This window comes from Nocardia sp. NPDC051787, assembly GCF_040681325.1.
GTDB lineage: Bacteria > Actinomycetota > Actinomycetes > Mycobacteriales > Mycobacteriaceae > Nocardia.
The window spans coordinates 86486-107068 of sequence record NZ_JBFAYO010000020.1 but is presented as its reverse complement, the minus strand read 5'-3'; the positions used below and the strand labels follow the sequence as shown (position 1 = coordinate 107068).

Annotated in this window: 1 protein-coding gene (running past both ends of the window); it reads right to left on the bottom strand. The window is 64.9% G+C overall.

Every position in this 20583-nt window falls within one protein-coding gene, locus AB0M45_RS21745, for a glycerophosphodiester phosphodiesterase family protein, read on the bottom strand. The gene is 93477 nt long; 7848 of those nucleotides lie to the left of the window and 65046 to its right, leaving coding positions 65047-85629 in view — codons 21683 (complete) to 28543 (complete); reading right to left, the first codon wholly in view occupies positions 20581 to 20583. The start codon and the stop codon both lie outside this window.

The window sequence follows — 20583 nt, the reverse complement described above, 5'->3', positions numbered from 1 at the left end:
GGATTCCTGCCGCGGCCTCCTCAGCAGGGTGTGTAGCTCACGCATTCCGCGTCGCTGCAACTCCTGAACCCGCTGCGGAGTCAAACCGCGCTCTCGCGCCAGTTCATACGGGAAACGCTGCCCCAGGAGCCAATTACGGATAAAAGTGCCAGTATCGCGATCGACGCGCGCCAGTTCGTTGATACACTGCTGCAACATGATTGGTTTGTGGCCCACGCGTTTCATGAGGTAATCCCACTGTGCGCGTTCCGCGCCGGTAGGGCGCGCACCGCCGGAGATCTCCGCGAGGAGATGAACGAACGGGTTGTCCCAGACCGGCAGTCCGCGCCGCATCGCTATTTCCATCGCGGCAGCGAACCTGCCGCCGGCCGCATCGAGGATTTCCTCCGCGGTCGCCCGGAGATCCGGCGGACAACCGTCCAACAGAGATCCGAGTGCCTCATCGCCAACTCGCGCAGCCAGCTGCGACAGCACCTGCTTTTGGAACAACATACTCAGGTGCGGACCATCTTCCTGGAGCCGAAACATCAGCGCCATGAACCTCGCATGGGGGAAAGAAACCGCCGCACCCGAATATCCTCCTTCGTCCCGGTAAACAGATTCGGAGACCCCGCGCAGGAAAGCCTCGCACTGGTCCTCCGGCATCAATTCAGCAAGAGTTCGAACCATTTCAGGATCTGCGGCATAGGCCCTGTGAAGTGCAACCACAACACTATTGTCAGTGTCGATCGGCTCAGCTTTCAAAAACGACGTCAACTTCTTGATCGCATCCCGCAGTGGCACCGCGATGCGTTCGAACTCGGCTGCCAACCGCTCCAGCGCCTGTTCACGGTCGATGTCGGCCTCCGCCCATTCCGTGCTGCGCTGTTCACTCGCCATGCGACCGGCAGCATTCGCATCAGACTCCCGACCGACGCCACCACCATCCCTCTGGTCCGGGGGATCATCGGATCCGCCGGAGATGGCCGCCGCCGATCCCATTCGTGTGATCGGAAAGTCTTTGCGCGCCTGCGCATTCGACAAGCCGCCGGATGCCAGGCTGATCTCCGGTACACCGCCGTCGAGGAACACCATCCCACCGAGTACGCACTTCTTCTCCCCTGTCGCAGGATCAACCTCAGGCTCCCCGACATCAGGCCACCGCGTCCGATCCTCGTATCGGTACTCGTACACTCCCCCGCCCAGATCCCGCGCATCAGCCGGCAGTCCGCTGGGGTCGTCGGTCCACTCGTGAACCCAGACGACGCGGTCGGTCCCCTCGCCCTCGCAGTAGAACGACCAGCCATGGCCTTCCTGCCTATCCGCCCGCACCGCCCCTGGCCGTCCGGCCACCACATTCACCAACCCACCGTGCGTCATCACCCAATCGGCGACATCGCCGAAGCCATCGAACCCGCCCACATGCCAGTCCGCACCGAAAACCGTTGGCAGCCAACCGGAGTAGTGCCCGTCGAGCCCGATCGGCGAATCGAACAGCAGCCACGGCTTCAGACCGCGCCAGCCGGTCTTCCGCGCGGTGCACCGCAGCATCTCGGCAATGCAGCCCGCGGGCAGATTCGCCAGCGCCGCCTCGATCCGACGGGTCAGCGCGTGAAACCGGAACGTCTGGCTGGTCAGTGCCGGCTCAGTGAGTGTCGGGAGATCTCCGATCGAAACGGCCTGTTCAGGGCGGGGGCTGCGCTCACGTCGCGGCGGCTCACCCGGGCGGAAGGTGTTCATCCGCTCGTACTCGGCCAGCAGTTTGCGCTGCAGTGCTTCCTCGAGCAGGCCCTCGGTCGCCCATCCCGCTGTCGCACCGTGCTGGAGAATACCCCTCTCGTGCAGGATCTGCATGACCAAGTCGTAGACGAAGGGCTCGACTTCGGAACCGTCGACTTTCCACAGTTTGGCACCGTCGATATCGGAGACGACCGGCAGCCACTTACCGTCATCGTTCTGCATGAGGAATATGCCGTCTGCGCCGATCCGAATGTCGTATGGAACCGCTGGCGGAACTTCGCTCCACATGAGATAGTCGAGCCGCCGCTTAGCCGCACGATCTTTCAGTGCCGACCACTGTTCGGGTGTCACAACCCGCTCGAGCCACGCCGGGAGTTGCGGCTCATAGATCCCCACCTTGCCGAGGTGCTCCCATTTCGCACCCAATACCCAGTCCAGCGGGTCGAGACTCTTGACATAGAGCCCTGCAGGTTTCGGAATACCTTGCCCGCTGGCACGCCACCGCGCCGCATACGGATTGGAATCCCAGACGGCGAGCTGCAATTGCCCCAGGGAATCCAGAAGGCTCTGAATTTTCTGCTGTTCTTCGAGTGCGATTCCGTACTTGCTTTCGAGATCCTCCGGTGTCAGCCTCCCGAGGTAGTCGTGGTCGCTGGGATCGAGAAAATCATCCAGAACGCGACAAATTTCATCCTGCTCGTCTATTGCCCGAGCGGAAACCGGCTTCTGCCTCTCTATGAGCACGGTACCAATCTTCGAAAACGGAGCATCCCCGACGACCACCGGCCCGAACAGCACGCCGAACCGTTGCGCCGGTTCCCAATCCGCGATCGGATGTAGTAGTTCGCCCTCGGTGTCGGCGACAATCGCGGCCAGCCATTCGAAGTCGGGTGTCGCGCCGGACTGCCACCGCGAATCAGCTACGACATTCGCATCACCGTCCTCGATGGTCACGACCATCAGACAACCGTCACCACGACCGTCCTTACCGATCACGAGGGCCGCACCCACTTGTCCGCCGTTTTTCTCCTGATCCAGAAGGTGCTCGATGACGTGCCGGGAGTCTACGACCTTGTCAGCTGAATGGAATGGCCGGAACCGTCCGCCCACCACCGACTCCAGTTCCTCCTCGCTTACTGCGGTCATCCCGACCGCCCGGTCGAACCGCAGACCGCGTCCTGTGCAAACTCCGAAGATGTCCACTATCAACGGCACCAGATAGTTCTGCGGCAGAGCCTCCTTCAGGAATTCTGTCGCCGGTAGATCCGGCACCGCGCCATGCGCCAGCGCGTCGCGATCCGACGTCAGCTTCTTCGCGCGGCCGACACGACCGTGCCATGGCCAGAAGAACTGATTAGGCGCCAAGATCCGGACCCACACTCCCGGCCTGTATTCCGACAGATCCGACTCTTCGAGAGCCACCTCGTCGTAGCGAGCCGACGCGATCAACGCCAGGTTTGCCTGCATCGGCCGCAAGAGATTTCTTTTGCGGTCGCTGTAGCCGAATGGATAGTTGGACTGAACCAGGGCTTTATTCACCGCTCTCAGCATCCCGCCGTTACGAGTCAGATTACCGCCGTAGACGCTTGCGAGATACACATCGTCGGCACCAAAGCTCGACTCCGAGAAGAAGTCGATAAGTACCGCCTTCTGCCAATAGTTACCGGCATCTCCGAGCCACCGTAACGCGTTCTCGACGACATAGCCACCCATCAACCAACCGATTAGATAATTCTTCAGTGCCCCCTGTCGCGCCTCGCCGTCGCGCCTTTGACGAATCGTGGTGTACGACACTATCTCGGCGGCCAGAGCCTTGCCCGCCTGGAATGGAACGCTGAAGCGTTCTTTGCCAAAGGGAACCGCGTTCAGGGTGAAATCGAGACAGACGGCCGTCGCGGCCGTCAAATCCGAACGCAGTGGCATTGGCCTGCCGGGCGGCAACGACGCCATCACCGTCGCCTCGTTGTGCTGTTGCGCCACCGCCATCTCCCGACCGAGCATCTGTGCATTCGACCACGATGGCTGATACCACGAAAGCGACTGGGCATTTGGAGGTCCGATCAGGACCACCACCCGGTCTCCGCCCGATCCAGGCACATACGAGAGAACGTACACCGGAGTGGCAAATCTGATGTTCGGGCGCCGCGCATCCCGCGTGAATTCTGCCACAGAACTCAACATCTCCTCGAGATCGTTGGCCCGCTTCAGCAATTTCATCTTGATCCGACTCGGCCACCGACCATGAGAGAGGGATTTGTTGAGCGCGTCGAGTTCGCGCTGCATGACCGTGAGATTCGCTTTGTGCCGAATGCGCTCATCGGCTCCCGGCAGGTTGCCGATTACCTCCGGATAATCGCGTGCCATCGCGCGCTTTTCATCATCGGTTAGCCCCTCCCACCACCGCTGCGCCGCAACCGCAACGTACCGGGCCCGTTCCATGGCCTCGGGATCGTCGTCCTCGTTCGAGGTGCCCATCCCGAGCCGGAGGCGAAGTGCTTCAACCGTTGCCAGCCCCGGTGCGGGTACATCACTCACCCAGTACTGCGATATCGATGCCAGCAGCCGATCCAGCACCTCAGGGGTCTCGACCTCCACCGTCTCCGCACCTTCGGCGTTGGTCGCCGGCCCCCGCGACGGCTGCGGCTCGCCTCCACCACGATGGGAGGCGCGCGCGAATATTCCTCCTTTGCGTTGCGGGTGCCGGCCACCGCGCCGAGGTGGCTCGGGGCGACCCAGCGGTCCTGGGCCTCGGTAGCGACCACCGTCGTCCGGCGGGTCCGCCGGGGGCTGGCGGCGCGCACCGGGCTCCGCGCCGCCACCGTTCTGCGGCACCGGCCCGACATGTGAAAGCGCCGTAGTATCCCGCCATTCCGTATCACTGGCGATATCTTCACCGGTTGAATTGCCGGGCGGCGGATCGGTTTCGCGCGGCGCAGCTTCGGGGCCCGATTTGCCGGCATTCCCATCGGCGGCAGCCCCGCCGGGGTTCGGGCCTGGCTGCCCGAATCGATCCGAATCAGACTGCGGCAGATCATCATTTGGCCTGTCAACAGCTCGGGGATCGCGGTATGGGCCGATCAAGGAAATCGGCCGGATGAGTCCCGGTGCAATGAGGGCGATGGGAAGTTCGGCCGCGCCGAGGGAATCCCAGAAGATCTCCCAGGTCGTACCGTCGCGCGGGGGCTGCCAATCGCTGTATGGGACCGGTTCTTCCGCACCCAGTTCGTACACCATCACCGCCGGACCGTCGCCGGAATCCTCGACAGTCATCACGTATGGCTCGGTAGCAACCCCATACTCGTCCATCGGCAGGGCATACTGACGCAGCATGAGCGCGGTGGCCCCGACACCGGCGTCGAGCAGCTTCGCCTCGGTGGAGGCGTCAGAAAGCACGTGACGGATCCGGCCACGGGCACGCTGCTCCAGCTCGATCACGTTCATCACTGCGCCGGTCCCGGCTGATGGCAGGTCGATGTTGATATCGATGCCACGTCGCCGATACAGCTCGACGACGGTACCGAGCATTGCGGCGACGCCACCGCCACGTGTTTGCGGGCGGGACACGGCGGAAATCCCTGGAATGCGATACGGCATCGGCACAGAGGCGGGCAACGCCTCACCGCGCCGTGCCAGTTCGGCCCGCACGTGTTCGGGTTCGCTGGTGACGATTCCGGCGACCGTATCGACCAGTCCCCGAACAACGTCTGGATCGTCGGCGTCGCGCACCAACACCGGCAGGGAACCGGCTTCGGCGCGGAACTGTTCGGTCATCCGGCCGCTGGTCTGGGACAAGATCGTCGCACCCGCTGCCAGGGCGTCGTCGACCGTCGTGATTTCCCCGCCGGGCTCGAAGACGGCAACGACATCGACGTCCGCGGGTGTCAATTGCCGGGCGCACCAGAGCACCTCCCTGCGATGACCGGCCAATCGGTACGGGTGCCCGTATGCCTCCATGATCTGCACCGTCCGGTCCGCCAAGTCGAAGGGCCCGTTCAACGTGGGTATTTCCGGGCGCAACGTTACGGTGAACGTTCCCTGCCACCGCAACGTCATAGCGCGCTGCGCGATTCGTTCCAGAACCGCTACATCACCGATGTCGACGAGATCGATGGTGATCCCGTCCACCCCGCACCGCATCACGTCGTCGACCCGCGCCCGGCTGGCCTTGTTCCACTGCGCTACCCGGCCGAGTGATGCGATGACCTCGGTCCGCGATTCCAGACCCGCGCCCCGATCATCCACCTCATCCACCGGATACAGGGCCTTGCCATTGGCGCGGACGGGGATACCGCTGTACTCGTCGGCCTCCTCGGTGAACCGGGGCGGGAACAGATGCGGGACCGCCCCGCGAATCTTGTTCGGATACACCACGACAGCGCGGGCGTCGTCATTGCCGTCGCGCGCCGCCACCCACTGGTGCGCCGAATTGTCGGCGTACCGGTCGGTCATCAACACCGCTGCCCCCGAATCCTGACGCTTCAGCCAGGATTCGGCGTCATCCGGTGATCGGTACGGCCGGTGCCGGCCTCCGGACCGCCGCTCCGACTCGAGTCTATGCATCCCGGCCGAGCCCAGTGCACGCTCGGGCAGCGTCACCACCGCATTGGGGTTCAGATCCTGAAGCAGCCACAATCCCGTGGCACCGCGGGGATTTCCATACCGGGACCACTCATGCTCCTGATCGGCCCGCACCATCGCCTCATGCGTCAGCATCCAGACACCGTTGCGGCTGTGCGGCAGTAGCCGATTCAGATCGGGGTCCTGCTTGATGGCCCGCAGGAGATCCACGGGGTCAGGGACATCGGCCACGTCATCGTTCAGATCGCCCCGCGGCAACGCCCCGAAAGCCTGCCGCAATTTCCGCCGGGCCCGGGAACGGAGATCCGCGACATCGTGCACGCCGAAGACCGACGCCGCCACATCGTGAGTCCCACCCTCGACATCGAGGTACCACAACACGGCTTGGTCGCGGTCCGGCAACGTACCCAAGACACGCAACACCAGCTCGGTGTACGGGTCATCCGCAACAAGCGCGGCCACCCGCACCCACCCCGCCAACGCGGCGATACCCGGTACGCCGGACTCGGCGCCGCGCTGATCCCACGATTGTGGAGCGGTAGGTTCGGGAACGCGCTCATCCGCTGGCTGGATCGCGCCCGGATCGGAGGACGATGACGCACCGCCCTGCGCGAACTGCCCCGAATCACCGGGCCCACGCAGCGGCGGGCGGACAATCCCCTGACGCATGTACGGATTGGGCATTGTCGGCCCGCTCGACAGCGGCTCGGTTCGGTCCGAGAAAGCATGCCCGTGGTTGCGCCAGCCATGGTGCACGCCCGTCCACTCGCCGTCCGGTTCGGCGGCATTGCCATCCCGCGATTCGGTAGTGTCCGCCGAGACCTCGGGTTGCGCCTTGCGCAATGACTCCGCCGACCGGGCATCGATCCTCCCCTCCCGCAACGCGGCCGCGATCACCCGCTCCAGGGCCGGGTCATCCGGTCCCTTTCCTTCCTCGGCGACGTGGTGCTCGTCAGGAACGGGATCGGATGGTTGCGGATCGGGTCTGTCAGCCGGTCCTGTGGGCGCCTCTCGGGTATCGGCGGCAACCAGAGGATCGATCCCGGCCCGTCCCGACCATCCCCTGGTGAACCGCCCCTTCTCCGGCACACGTTTTGCAGCGCCGAGCGGTGCCGCGCCCGGCGCGAGCGCACCGATCGGCATTGCCATGACCTCCGCCGGCATGTCGCCGACCGCCAGCCCCTCGTCCGGCGTCACCCCGGATACGGCCCACGGGAACTCCTGCCCCGGGATGAACCAGACTATCGGCACCCCGCCGGGCTCATGGTCCTCCATCAGTCGCCTTTTGAGTTCGGCTCCCGCCGCATCCGCCGGATCCCATTGGCGTAGCGCGCCGTGCTCGATCGGAAGCGTGTGCACCAGCCTCAGCCTGGTCAGTTTCCGCATATACGTGGCCGGGTCTTTGATTGGAATCATGTCCGGGTACGACAGCAACTCGTACAGGTCGGTATCGGGACCGACAGGTTCGGCCTCGCCAGCCCGGCGCACGATCTGGTGCTCATCGATGGTGAGATCCGGCCGTGCGCAGGCCGCCCGCCACTCGCTCAACCGCCGTTCGAATCGGGTGAACAGTGCGATCCGAGCGGCCGGATCCGCGGGCAGCACCGGCGGCAGAACCGGCTCGCCGGCAAGGACCAGGCCGATCAGGCTCGGATGACGGCCGAAAGCGACATCCTCGATGGAAGAGGATTTGTATTTGATGCTCTGCGGTTTCGGCCGCGTGAGACCGAATCGCAGCAAACCCGTCCCCCATACACTCATGGGGCGGATGCCGATCACGATTCCTTCCGCGTCGGCGGCGTGCTGGAGCATCTCTGCCAATTCCCAGATGACCCCGTAATAGCATTCGAGTTCCGCAGCGCCGAGCGGGCCATACTCGTATGCGTAGTGCGTCTGAGAGCGCCAGTGCGCGGCCATCGTCCGCAGCGCGGCGGCGGGCGGAACGAGGTCGTCGGTCAGCGCTGTCGGGACCAGTTCCTCGATCTCGGGCCATGCCGTACCGGTGACCATCCCATGCTCTTGGATCTCTTCCAGTATGCGCACACGGCGCTCGATCTCGGCTTCCGACAGCGGCGACGGACGACCCGGAATCGCCGTCTGACGAAGCGACTCCGCGAACTCGTCGGGGTCGATCTCCAGCACCGGCTCGAGCACTTCGGGCAACAGCGGTTGCCGCAAACCGGTCAGGACGAAATCCGCCCACTCCGCGTACCGGGGAGGCACGCCGTCCTCGGTCAGCATGAACGGCTGATACCGGAAAGTCGGCGTCCGCCCGTCGGCGCTCATGCTCATCGACACCCCACCGCAGGGTTGGGTGAGACAGAACAGCACGAACATCTGTTGTCGATATACCGGATCGAGGAAACGCGCAAAGGGCACGGGATCGGTCGTATTACCAGCCCGCGAGGCGGCCGGCAATTCAGCGCTCGGCGGCTCGGTCAGCACTCCCCAAGCAGCCAGATCCGACGAATAGTACGGCGTGGCAACAGGTGTCACGCCATAGCCGAGCAGATTGTGATCCACCCGGTGCAGGTCGACATCTCGTATCGCGAGGGCCGCGAAGTCCGGAAGTTCCTCTACGCCGACCGCCAGTCGGGTGAACCGATAGAGCTTGTCCGGGTTGTCGGCGAACCGCATGCTCCAGTGCGCGTCACTGCGGCCGTCCACGAGCGCGTCGATGGGCTCGCCGTGCCGGTGTAGCGTGCGTTCACCGTCCGTCAATGGCTGGCCGGCCAGTCCCTCGTTCCGGCGCTGCGACTCCGACCGCCAGTTCGTGAACAGATTGTGCATCTGGTTCATGGCACGGTGGTGCAGGTTTTTGATCTCCGCGACGTCCAGTTCCCACTCCAGCGCCAGTTCTCGCGGTAACCGGTTGGCGAACAACCACTCGAGCAGGAAATCGACTGCCTCCTCGTCGGTTTCGTCGAGTTCACGCAGGCACGCCTGCCACCTTCCGGTGTGGAAGATCGCATTTCGGCAGACTTTGTCCCACTGGGCTCGCTCCTCGACAGACGGAGTGCTGCCGCCGGTCAAGTCGGTGTACAGGTGAACGAATGGGTTGTTCCACAGGGGTCCGTCGTGGATCGCCGCCCGGATGGTCGCCACCGTCTCCTCGTCGCTGTCCGGTCGCAAAACGGACAGCTCCAGAATCATTCGCAGATCGGCGGGGTAGTCGCGGATGACAATCCGAATGAGATCCGGGTCGACCTGTTCGATGAATCTGCCGAGCACGTACTCCACAAACGGCGCACTCGTCGCTTGACCGGCGGGGTCCGGAAAGAACGTGAGCACAGTCGTCGCGAAGACCAACGCAGAGAGCCAACCCGCTCCTTCGTCACTCGTCGCAGCTTGTTCGCCCTGGCCCGGACGTTGCACGAGCGAAAGCAATCGCTCCCGATCCTCATCCGCCATCAGCTCGGCCACGAGACGGACGGCATCGGGCTCCCGGGCATAGGCATCGCGCAGTGCCCCGGGATAGGCACCGCCATCTTGCCTAGCGGACTCGATCAGAATCCTCCGCATCTCCTCCAGTGCGTCACGCAGCGGAACCGCGATCCGATCCAGATCCGCACCGAGTGTCGCTATCAACCGGTCTCGTTCGGCGGCAACGTCACCAGCCAATTTCACAGAAGAACTGGCCGGGTTCTCCGGCTTTTTCCCAGCTGTGTCACCGTCTTGCGCAGAGCCATCAGGTGGGGGCGCGTCGGTATCGGACACGCCGTCACCACCCCTCGGATGCGCACCTGAACGCGTCGGCCACCGCCGCCGCCGCGGACCTCCCAGTAGGCGAAATTGCGGACCCCCGCTCCACAACGAGGCCAGAGCTTCCTTGCCGCTGCCAGCCTCATCGCCGGACCCAAGGTGCGCACCGGGACCCCACAACATCCCTGGCCGCCGTCCCCCTACCGCACCGAAACCACCAACGGACAAATGTGCCCCATCACCGCCGAAGGCCGCGTCAGGCCGCGGTTCGATGAGCTCGCCGTACACAGCAGCCGGTGCCGGGTGATCCGGCACCATCCCTTCCTCGACGTGCTGGTCGTCAGAAACGGGATCGGGCGGCTGCGGATCTGGTCTGCCAGTCGTTCGCTCTCTCCCCTCACCGGTCTCGCCGCCGTTATCTCTACCGGCGGAAACACGACCGCGTGGTATATCGAACATGTACAACCGGTTCGGCCCGGCACCGAATCTCGACCGCCACACCGCATCCTCATAGTTCTTCGGCACCGGCGCGCGATGTCTCGTGCCGTGCCGCACAACTCGCAGCGGCTCGATCAGCTTGCGCGCAGCGGCATAGCCGACAGCCCTTGTGTAATCGTGCCACTTTCCCAGGGCTCTTCCGGTAGCTCGGAACGATTCACCCCGCTCTACCTGCGAGATCCGGTAGAGCTGCTCCTCCGCATCCAGCCGTTCGGCCCAATCGTCGAAGATCTCCGGATGATTGTGCTGCGCGGCGACTATCACGCTGGGCGTTCCCGGATCCGGCAACCATTGAGCCATTTCGCGGAAGGCGCGGGCCGTTTTCGATTGCGCGTTCGTCCGGTGCACGCCCATGAGTTCGGCCGCCTCGTCTTCCCTCAGCTCTCCCTCGATGGCGTGCACAACATAGGGCCTGAGTACCGGATCGAGCTGCCCGAGTGCGGCCTGATACGATCCGTCATCGCGCTGATACGACCGTTCGACGCGCCGCCGATATTCGTGCTTCCACTCCTGCACGCTCGCCAGCCGATCCGCCAGGAAGCACAGGGCATGACCTGCCTCCGCATCGGATGCCTCGCCGAGCTCCCACCGGTCCACCAGATCTCGATCTTCGCCGAGGAGACGCTCTTTCGCGGCGAGTAACACGTCGGGCATGATCTTCCCGGCAATATCGATCAGCGCCGCGGCCTCATCGACGAGATCGCGGCGCGCCGAACGCGGCACGATACTGCCGCGGGCACCTTGATCGTCCTCGGCAGCGGACGGCTGTTGCGCCGAATACTCCTCCGGCACTTGCCCGGCATGCATTGCGGGATCTCCACTGGACAGCAGTTCATCCCTATGCGATAGCGAGGTCAGCTCCCTGAGCTTCCGACGCGCGCGAGCACCGATCGACTTGGCGGCTGAACGCGTTCTGCCGACCTGCTCGGCGACTTCCGTCCAGGAATACCCGAGAACGGTCAACCGCAGCACCTGCTGTTCGATCTCCGTCAACGACCGGAACGCGACCGCTACCGCCACCAGGTCGACGCCAGGCTCGGCCGTTGATGCAGGTTGCGGCAGTTCCGTCGAATCCTGCCAAGCCGTCGGAATCTCCCGGGATTTCGTCCGTCGGGTCTCAGCGACAATCTTGTTCACCAGGGTGTCCAGGGAAGCGCGGGCCGGGTCGACGTCGGCACGCGACTGCTCGAGCAGCCGCACAAACACTTCGGCTGCGATATCGGCGCGTTGTTCTCTTGGCACTTCCCCACCGAGATGGCGCCGTACTTCCTGAACAGTGCGCTGGTAGAGCTCGCCGAACACGTCGGTGTCGGCTGGCACCCTGCCAGGCAATCTGCCCGCGACAGGCTGCCGACGAGTCGCCGCGCCTCGAGCCGAGTTCGCGTCCTCACCCAGATGCTGTCCCGATCGGTCCTCGTCAACGTCTGCCGCGGCAGCTTGCAGGCCGGACCTGCCCTCGGGCGAATCATTCTCCCGCACTTGCGCGTTCGGGCGTACGGACCGATCAGGCCCGGACATCGGCCGTTCCGCCGGTTCGTCAACGGTGTTGCCAGCCAACACCTCACGGGTGTCAGGGAATTCGTCCAGGCTACGGTTATCCGGTGCCGACGCAGGCGCGCCGCCAGCGTCATCGGACGATATCGTCGGTTGGTCCACAATCGGTTCAGGCTCTCGCGCAGCAGCCGTCGGTGCATGGTCCGTCCTCAACGGCGGTAATGGCGTGCCCGAATTCGGTGCTGCCACAAGGCGCGGCTCGATCAGCTTGCGGGCAGCCCGGTATGCGACAGCTTTGGCCAGATCCGCCGTCGTGTCGAACACGTCACCGGTGTGGTCGGGTGATTCGTGCGGTTCGATATGAGCGGCCCGGTAACGCCGCTCCTCAGGATCGAGTCGCTCATCCCAGCTCTCGACGAGCTCGGGGTGCTCCTGACGGGCCGCGATGATCACGCTCGGCGTCGGCGGATCGGGCAGATGGTCGATCATCCGCAGGAATCCTTCGCGCAGCTTTATATTCACTGTCGGCACGCTCACGCCTATGTGTTCGGCTATTTTCGCCACCGTCAAGCCGCGGGCAATGGCGCAGTCCACATAACGCTGGTATTCGGCATCGACTTGTTCGAACGCTGCGCTATAAGTCCCGTCGTCGAGGCCGTGAGCGTACTTCACGCGCCAGCGGTTCTCTCCCCGCCACGATTCAGCACTGGCCAGCCGGTCAGCCAGCAGCACCGCGGTGCGACGCGAGCCCGCCAGCGACGACTCTCCGCGCAACCAGCCTTCCGCGATGGCTTGATGCTTGTCGGGAAGGCATGTGATGGCGGAGTGCAATACCTTGGGCATGACCGCTCGGGTCACCTCGATCAGCGACAAGGCCGCTTCGAGCAGGACACGGCCTGCTGGTCGGGTCTGCACGACACGATACGAGGTGCCGGGGTCGTCGCTCGATTCGATCAACCGTTGCACAACATCGAAGAACAACACGGTGGCTTCGTCGCGGGAGCGACCCAATTGGTCAGCCAGCGCACTGACCGGCTGTCGCCCTTCGATGAGCAAACGCAGACACGTCTCCTCATCGGCGTCACACCTTTCGTACATTTCGCGCAGAACCTGCGGGTATCCGAAACGCACCTTCGCGATCAGATCGTCGGTTTCACCACGCCAAATGTAGCCCTCAGCCAGCAGATTTCGGACAAAGGCCCCAACCGCCCGGGTGCCAGAATTCTCGACTTTTTTCCAATTCTGGTGCAACTCGGCGGCAAGATCAGCGAAGTCTCGATCGTTCAGTACATACTCGCGTACGTACCACTGCTGATTCGGAGCCAGCGATGAGAACGCTCTGTGTACCGCTTCACTGTCCGGGTCGACCACCGCTGCGCGCGCGATCGCAATCCGGACTCCACGGGAGGCGAAGTGCCCATCGGTCAGCCGCCCAGCGAGCCGATCGACGACCGAGAGAATCAGGGGATGCTGGGGCGGCACTGCATCATGGGATGCGAGTGCCGGGAGCAGACGCTCGACGGTGCCCCGCGTAATGGACCGGTCGGTGCGTTCCACGTGGCCGAGGGCCTTCTCCACCGCAGCGGGAAAGCGCTCGTACGCGGAGAGCAGCAATCGCCAGGCCGCCTGCGTGGTCGGCGGAATGCCGGCAGTCGCCCGACCTTCATCACGACGCGATTCGATGGACGAAGGGCCGGGTTCATTCGTCTCCGCGGCAACCGGTTCCTGCGGCAAGTGCACCTGCGGTGGCTCGGAATCGACGCTGGCCGGACTCGCCACCTCATCCCCTGATGCATCCCCCGGCACCGCCTCGTGAATCGACCGACCCTGCGATTTCCAGCCCTCGGCGATAGCCACATCCGCCACGATCGTCTCCAAGAACGATCCGACGCCCGATTCCACCCACTGCGCGGCGTGCTGAACGTCGACGTTGCGCCGGCGCGCGACATCGCTGAGGCGACGCCCGTCTCGATACACCGCCACCAGGATCGGCTTGGTGTGCCGCCCCTGCAGTGTGTACCCGTTCTGCAACGTATTGAGCGCGCCTTCCATGGCTTCGATCGAGGCGGTACGCACTGCGTTGACCGTCGGATGGGACGGCGCGGCCACGGGATCGATCTCCTCGAGATCACAGATGTCCTCGACGAGACGCTCGCGGAACGGATACCACTTCAGTTCAGCGGCAACGAGTTCTGCGATCCATACCCCGACATCGAGATCCTCCGGCGCGTTGATGAATGCGCTCTTGGCACGCTCGAAAACTCTGCGAGTGAGACGCTCCGCAACCGCGCGATCGCCCTCGACGACGTCCGCCGCGGCGAAGTGGGCCAGTACCCGGCTTTCGAAGCGCTGACACAACTGCTCGAACGACGCGGTATCACCGTCCCCCGCCGCCCGCACCAGACCGGCGATGTCGGCGTCGCTACCGTTGTCGCCGTGGGATCGTCCGCGACTCTCCGCACCAGCGCCTTTCACAAGGACCGGGGCCGGAACTTCCGGCCCCGTCCTGTTCTCGGCGCTTCCGTCACCGGAAGAGTCATCAGCAGGCGGGGCGTGACTCGATCGATCGACCGGGCCGTCGTCCGGTTGCGGTAAATCGCGCCGGCGAGGGTCGGCAGCTGGACCCGTGGCAGTGGCCCCCTCAACCACCACGGGGTCTGCGTCCTGCGGTTCCGGCTCGACTTCGCCGCTGTCGCCCGCACCCGAGCGCCCCCGTGGGATATCGGACATCCACAGCCGGAAAGGACCGCCGCCGAGACCCCATCGATAGCGAACGTTCTCCCCTGTCTCGAGTGGCGATGGCGCGGTACCCGCGTCGCTGCTCGGCAAATCGCGCTCGGATACCCCATCGTCATGAGCTCGTTCGAAATCCGTAGGCTCCTCCGAATGCCTCGCCTCGAACGCGGCGGCGGCCAGCAGGTAGTCCTCGTCCTCGCCCAGCACCAGGTTGTCGGCTTCATCCTGTGCAGGATCCGTTCCCTGCGACCACCCACCGTCCGGCGAGTCCGGTTTCGGACCATCCAGGTCGATGCCGGACCCGCCCGGAGGATCGGACTCGGGCCGATCCAACTCGAACCACACGACGGTGGACGGATGCTCCTCCGTATCAACGGGATACCAGCCGGACCTGTCCGCCACCAGCCCAACCATTCTGACCACGGCATCCTGACCATTTGCACGCAGCGCCGTCGTCGTCAACCGGACCACCAGCCGCTGAGCACCCCACTCACCCGCGACGGTGAATGCCAATTGCCCACCACCGCCGTGCGGCAGACCGTTGTCCACAAGCTCCTGAACCAGCGTGCCCGCCAGTTCGACAACGCCCTCCGGCCAGCCATCCAGCGACCCCGACACCAGCCCACGGAACACGTCACCCCCGCCCTGGGCTGCCTCGCCATCGGAATCATCAAGGGCACGAAGAAGTTCCGCGCGCTCCTCGGGGGAAAGGCCCGCCCCGGGCAACAATGCCTCAGGAATTTCATGCTCAGCGTCGACACCCGCCGGTGCACCATTCCCGGCAGGCCCAGCAGAGGGCACCAGCGCACCCCAGCGGGCTGGGTGGGCGACGCGGGCTGCGGGGACCGCCACCGGGATTCCGTGGCTGTACACGGTGCCGTAGCTGTTACGGCCGCCTGAGGCGGCTCCTCGGGTGTACGGCAAGTCGATACCGGTCACCGGATCGTAGACTCGAATTCCGTTGCGCGTCATCGCCATCGCCCAGAACTCAAGGCTGCCGTCGGCAAGTTCGTCGACACCGGCGATCACCGCTCCGGCCGGCATTCGTGTAAGCCGCTCGGCAGCGCTGTCGCGGTCGGCAAACTGTCGCATTCGGAGGCTTGCCGCAGCCGGATCGAAGTAATCGGTCGTGTCGGTAGAGTTCGCCGCCGCGAACCGCAGAGCATCCAGGTAGTTGCGTTCCTCGGCCGTCATGTACCGGACCTCGGAGTCCGCTTCCGGCAATTCCGAAGCGCCGCTGTGGAAGTCGAGCTCCCGATCGGCCGCGGGGTCGGGCGTCAGGGTCACAATCTTCTGGAGCAACGTCGGCTTCGGTACTGCGGGGCGGTGGTCCTCCTCCATCGGCGGTATGCCGACCAGGATCTTGGCACAGCCGAGCAGCGACTCGGAGGGCATGCCGCCCTCCTCATATCTGAGGTAGTTGAGGTGTTTGGTGATACCACTGGCGCTCCGCGAGTTGGCGCGTACCCGAATCGCGCCGAAAGACTCTGCGGCCGGGTCGATTCCATGTCCCTGTCCGGCATAGCGTCCCTTCCTGCCCGGTGTTGCCGACGGCAATTCGGCGATCGGATCGCCTGGGGTCGCAAGCACGAACACGTGGTCGGGAGGAAGACCTAGGTCCGAAGCGTGCTCGACCGGGACACCCGGTGAGCCAAGACTCACGAAATCCTTCACCGAGCTGGGCAGGCCCCCCTCAACCGCGGTGACAGCGCCGAGCACCGAACCGTAGCTGTGGGTGTACAGCGCAATCGTCGGCGACGGCCGTCCGCCGGGCCGACCGGCCTGCCACGTGCGGAATGCCTCCAGGCCGTGTAGTTTCCGCGCCAGCAGCGGCGCACCCTCGAATGCCTTCGCCGTGCCCACCATTTGTGGGAAATCGTTCGGCGTGTCATATCCGACCCACGCTACGACCGCGAGGTCAGCATCCGGAGCCAGCCGCTTGGCCTCCACATACAGGTTTCCGGCTTGCATGAGTTCGGTCGGCAGCTTCCTCAGTTCGGTCAGCACGCCGGGAACAACAACGCCGATGCGATCGGCGGTGGCGGGGTTGCCTATCGCGACAACCGCACGTCCGGACCCGCCGAATGCTGTGCTGTCGTATTCCAGGACGTGTACCAGGTCCGGTCCGAAACGAGCCACCGCGTCCGCCACCGCGCTCCACGCGGCCTGGATGCTGATGAAGCGGGCGCGGTCGGCGTTGCTCAGTGGCGCGCGGCGTTCGTGGAACTCCGCGAGTTCCTGCTTCATCACAGCCAAATTTGCCGCAGTACGCACGTCGTAGAAGATGCCGTCGGCATTACCCACAGATCGCGGACAGAATTCCAGCAGCGCGCCGCGCTGTTCCTCGGGAAGCGACACCCACCACTGCGCCACTCGTTCTACGTGAGCGCCATGGTCACCCGCAACGCTTCCCGGCGAGGGGTATTCACGCGGCAACCGGTCGGCCACCCGCCGCCATCCCTCGACGTCGTCCGCCCGCGGCGGCACCTTGGTGTCCGCCATCCACGCGCTCAACGCTTCCCGCACCAGCGGTGGGACGAGCGAAACATCACCAGCATGGACATCGGCGATCGCCCGCGATTCCACCGGTCGCTGGTTCGGTATCGCGGGGGGTCGCCGAGCCCCGGAGGTGGCCGGCTCGGTGAGCGCGCGGGCCGCCAGCACTTCCGCCAGCACGTCTGGATAGTCGGTGGTGATCGCGAAGACACCCAGGTCGACGAGGCGCACCATTTCCGCGCGGTCGTTGACTGTCCACGCGACCACTTTCATGTCCGCGGCCTGCCGCAGGAACTCCTCGGTGATCATTGAAGAGTGCATCGACAGCATCGTCGCGCCCATCGCCCGTGCGGCAGCGGGAATGTCCCCACCGGGCGTGTGTGGTGTGCGCAGCGCGAACGCGGCGGACATGCGCAGGCGCGAGAGGAACGGCGCCCCTTTCGCCCCCATCCATTTCGCATTCGCCGTCGGCGGCGATATCAGCGCCACCCGCTGCACATGCGGAGCCAACTGCTCGGCGTACGACCAAACACGCCCATCGAAACCCAGTATCCGGTAGGCGATTCCCTGTCGCTCCAGGACCGCCACGCACCGCCGCACAAGCGCATACACCTGCTCGTCCGACCACGACGGAACAGCCTTTACCTCCACCGCCAACGTGCCGTCCCACCCTGACACCCGCACGTGGTCGGCAAGATCCTCCAAGAACGCGATCGGTTCGCCGTCGACCCGGATCGAGCGCAGCTCCGCATCGGTGAGCTCGCTGATCCGCTTACCCACGTACGCGGGATCGCTCACGTTCTTGCCGAGTCGCGGGTCGTGAAAGATGACCGGCGTCCCGTCCGCGGAGTACTGCACATCCAGCTCGATCACCCGTGCCCCGGCCTGAATCGCCGACACGAACGCGGCCATCGAGTTGTCGACCTGGTGCCGGTCACCACGATGCCATTGCGTTTCCGGGCTTGTCGCGCCCGGTTCCTCGGTAAGGGATCCAGTGTCGGTTGCGCGGCTGCGGCCGGTATGCGCAGTTCCGCCGCCACCGGGCCCACGCAGCGGCTGACGGACAGTCCCCCGACGCATATACGGATTGCGTATTCTCGGTCCGCTGGACAGCGGCTCGGTTCGGTCCGAGAAAGCATGCCCGTGGCTGCGCCAGCCGTGGTTCACGCCCGTCTGATCGGCGTCCCGTTCGCCAGGATTGCCATCCCGCGATTCCGGTCCGCGCACCGACAGACCGCCGCCTGCCGCCGGGTAAGCGGACAGGGTCGCCGCGTCGGCAGCCCTGTCCGCTTGTCCGGCGGCAGATGCCGGTGGATGCGGTGCGGTGAAGCCGTCGCTCGCGGACCGACCGCTGCGCAGGTCAAGGGGTGCGCCGAGCAACGTCACCGGCCCGCCACGGGGATCGTCACCTTCGGCCATTCCCTGCACCGCCCTGCCCTCGGCGAAATCGAGTGCATGCAGCTGTATCCCATCGGATTCCGAGGTTCGGATCGAATCCATCCACCAGGTGCCTCGGCGGTATTCGCGGGCGTAGTGGTTACGCAGAACGTTGAGTGCGGCGATCGGATCGGCGGATAGCAGTGCGGCGGCGGCCTGTTCGGCGGGGACGTCGAGTGGGTCGAACCGCATGACCACGTCGTCGACATTGAATATCAGCGCAATATGGGTGCCGACCCCCCGGTTGCGCCAGGCGGTCTCGTGGCTCTCGATGGCGAGGACCACCATCGCGCCGTCGCCCTGGTCCCGTGCCCAGGTGTAGGCATCGTGTACCGATGCGAACGGCTCCTCCCGGTTCTCGTCATTCCACGGACTGTTCCAGTGCGCAAGCAGCGCCCGCGCCAGCATGGAGCCGCGACGCGCCGTCGGCAGGCTTCCATCCGGCTCACGGTCGAGGCTGTGCGACCTGGGCAGCAGCGCCGCCGCGGCGCCTTCGACAAGGGTGGAACACCAGTCCGGCGCACCTTCGAACAGATGCGCCAGCGTGCCGGACGACAGCGGCGGCTGATAGTCGGCTTCCGCCGGCGCACGCTGCGGATCAGGTCGGCGATACTCCTCGAAGAAGGCCGTGAGATCACGGTGGTCGAACCAGTGGTCGGTAATGTCGTCTGGCGCAAGCTCTGGAACCGTCGCGGCGGCGGGTTCGTCGCGCGCGGCGTAGTAGCGCCTGGTTTCGAGCAGTTCCGTGCGCGCGAGATCCAGGTGCTCAGTACCCGTGACCCCGGTGGTGCCCGACGCTGCCGGATCCTGTTGCCGTAGACGCGAACCGACAACCAGGATCGCTGCCCGGGATCCCGGGGCCTGCCGATGGCGGTTGGCGACATATGCGAGGCTGGGTTCGACCAGCTCGAAAGGTGTTTCGCCCGGACGTGTCTCATCGAGAAGGTACCTGTCCACGTGTTCGGCGCTGTCCATGTCACCGATCGCGATCTCCACGTATCCGGTCGCCGGATTGAATGCGATCAACCGAACCGAGGGCCGATCCGGCTGCGTGGCAGCCCAGCGGTCGGCGTTGTCGAGCGCGCGCCGTACCGTCTCCATATTCGACAGGCCGATACGACCAGCGGCTGTGAGCCGCACCCGCGGATCACGCAACCGGCGCAGCGAATCGTCGAGCCGCAGGCTCAGGACGCGGTCACGCCACACCGTCGAAGCACCGTCGAGAACCTGGAGCATCGGATGATTCCAGATGTCATGGTCGCCGGTATCCGGATCTTCGTAGGGGCTGCGGGCCCACGCGAACAGATCCAGCCAATCCGAGGTGTGCCAGGCGTGCGCGATTGCCCGGATCATCGTCGCCCGATCGGCTCTCTCGGCATCCGTGCCGTTCCAGAAGAAATAACGATCGACGGCCGAAACGAATTTCTGCTCGGCCACAGCCGCACGGTCGATCTCCGCCGCCGTGACCTCCAGGCTGTTGGTCGACCACGCCTGATCGTCCGGACCGGACATCAGTTCACCCCAGCTGCCGCGCTGTGATTCACGCAGCGTGAACTGCACGGTCCTGGTGCCCGTGCCGGATAGCGGCCCCGCGGGATAAGTGGCACGCCAACTCGACGCCAGCATCGGCACGAGCCACACGAGCCGTCCCGGATGCGGACTGTCCGGTGGCACAACGAATTTTCGCCAGGGATCATGACCCGCTTCGGCAATGGTGCTGGGGCTCTCATCGGTGACCTGAACACGAAGCTCACGAGCACCCGATTCGGTGACCACGATCTCCGCCGTCACCGCGATCTCGCCCCCACCGCTGTCGATGTGCGCGTTGCGAATCAACTCCCGCACCATCGACTGCGCGTCGGCAACCTGACTGCCGTCACCCCATCCGTACGCAAACAGGAATTCGGCCAGCCACTGCTGCGC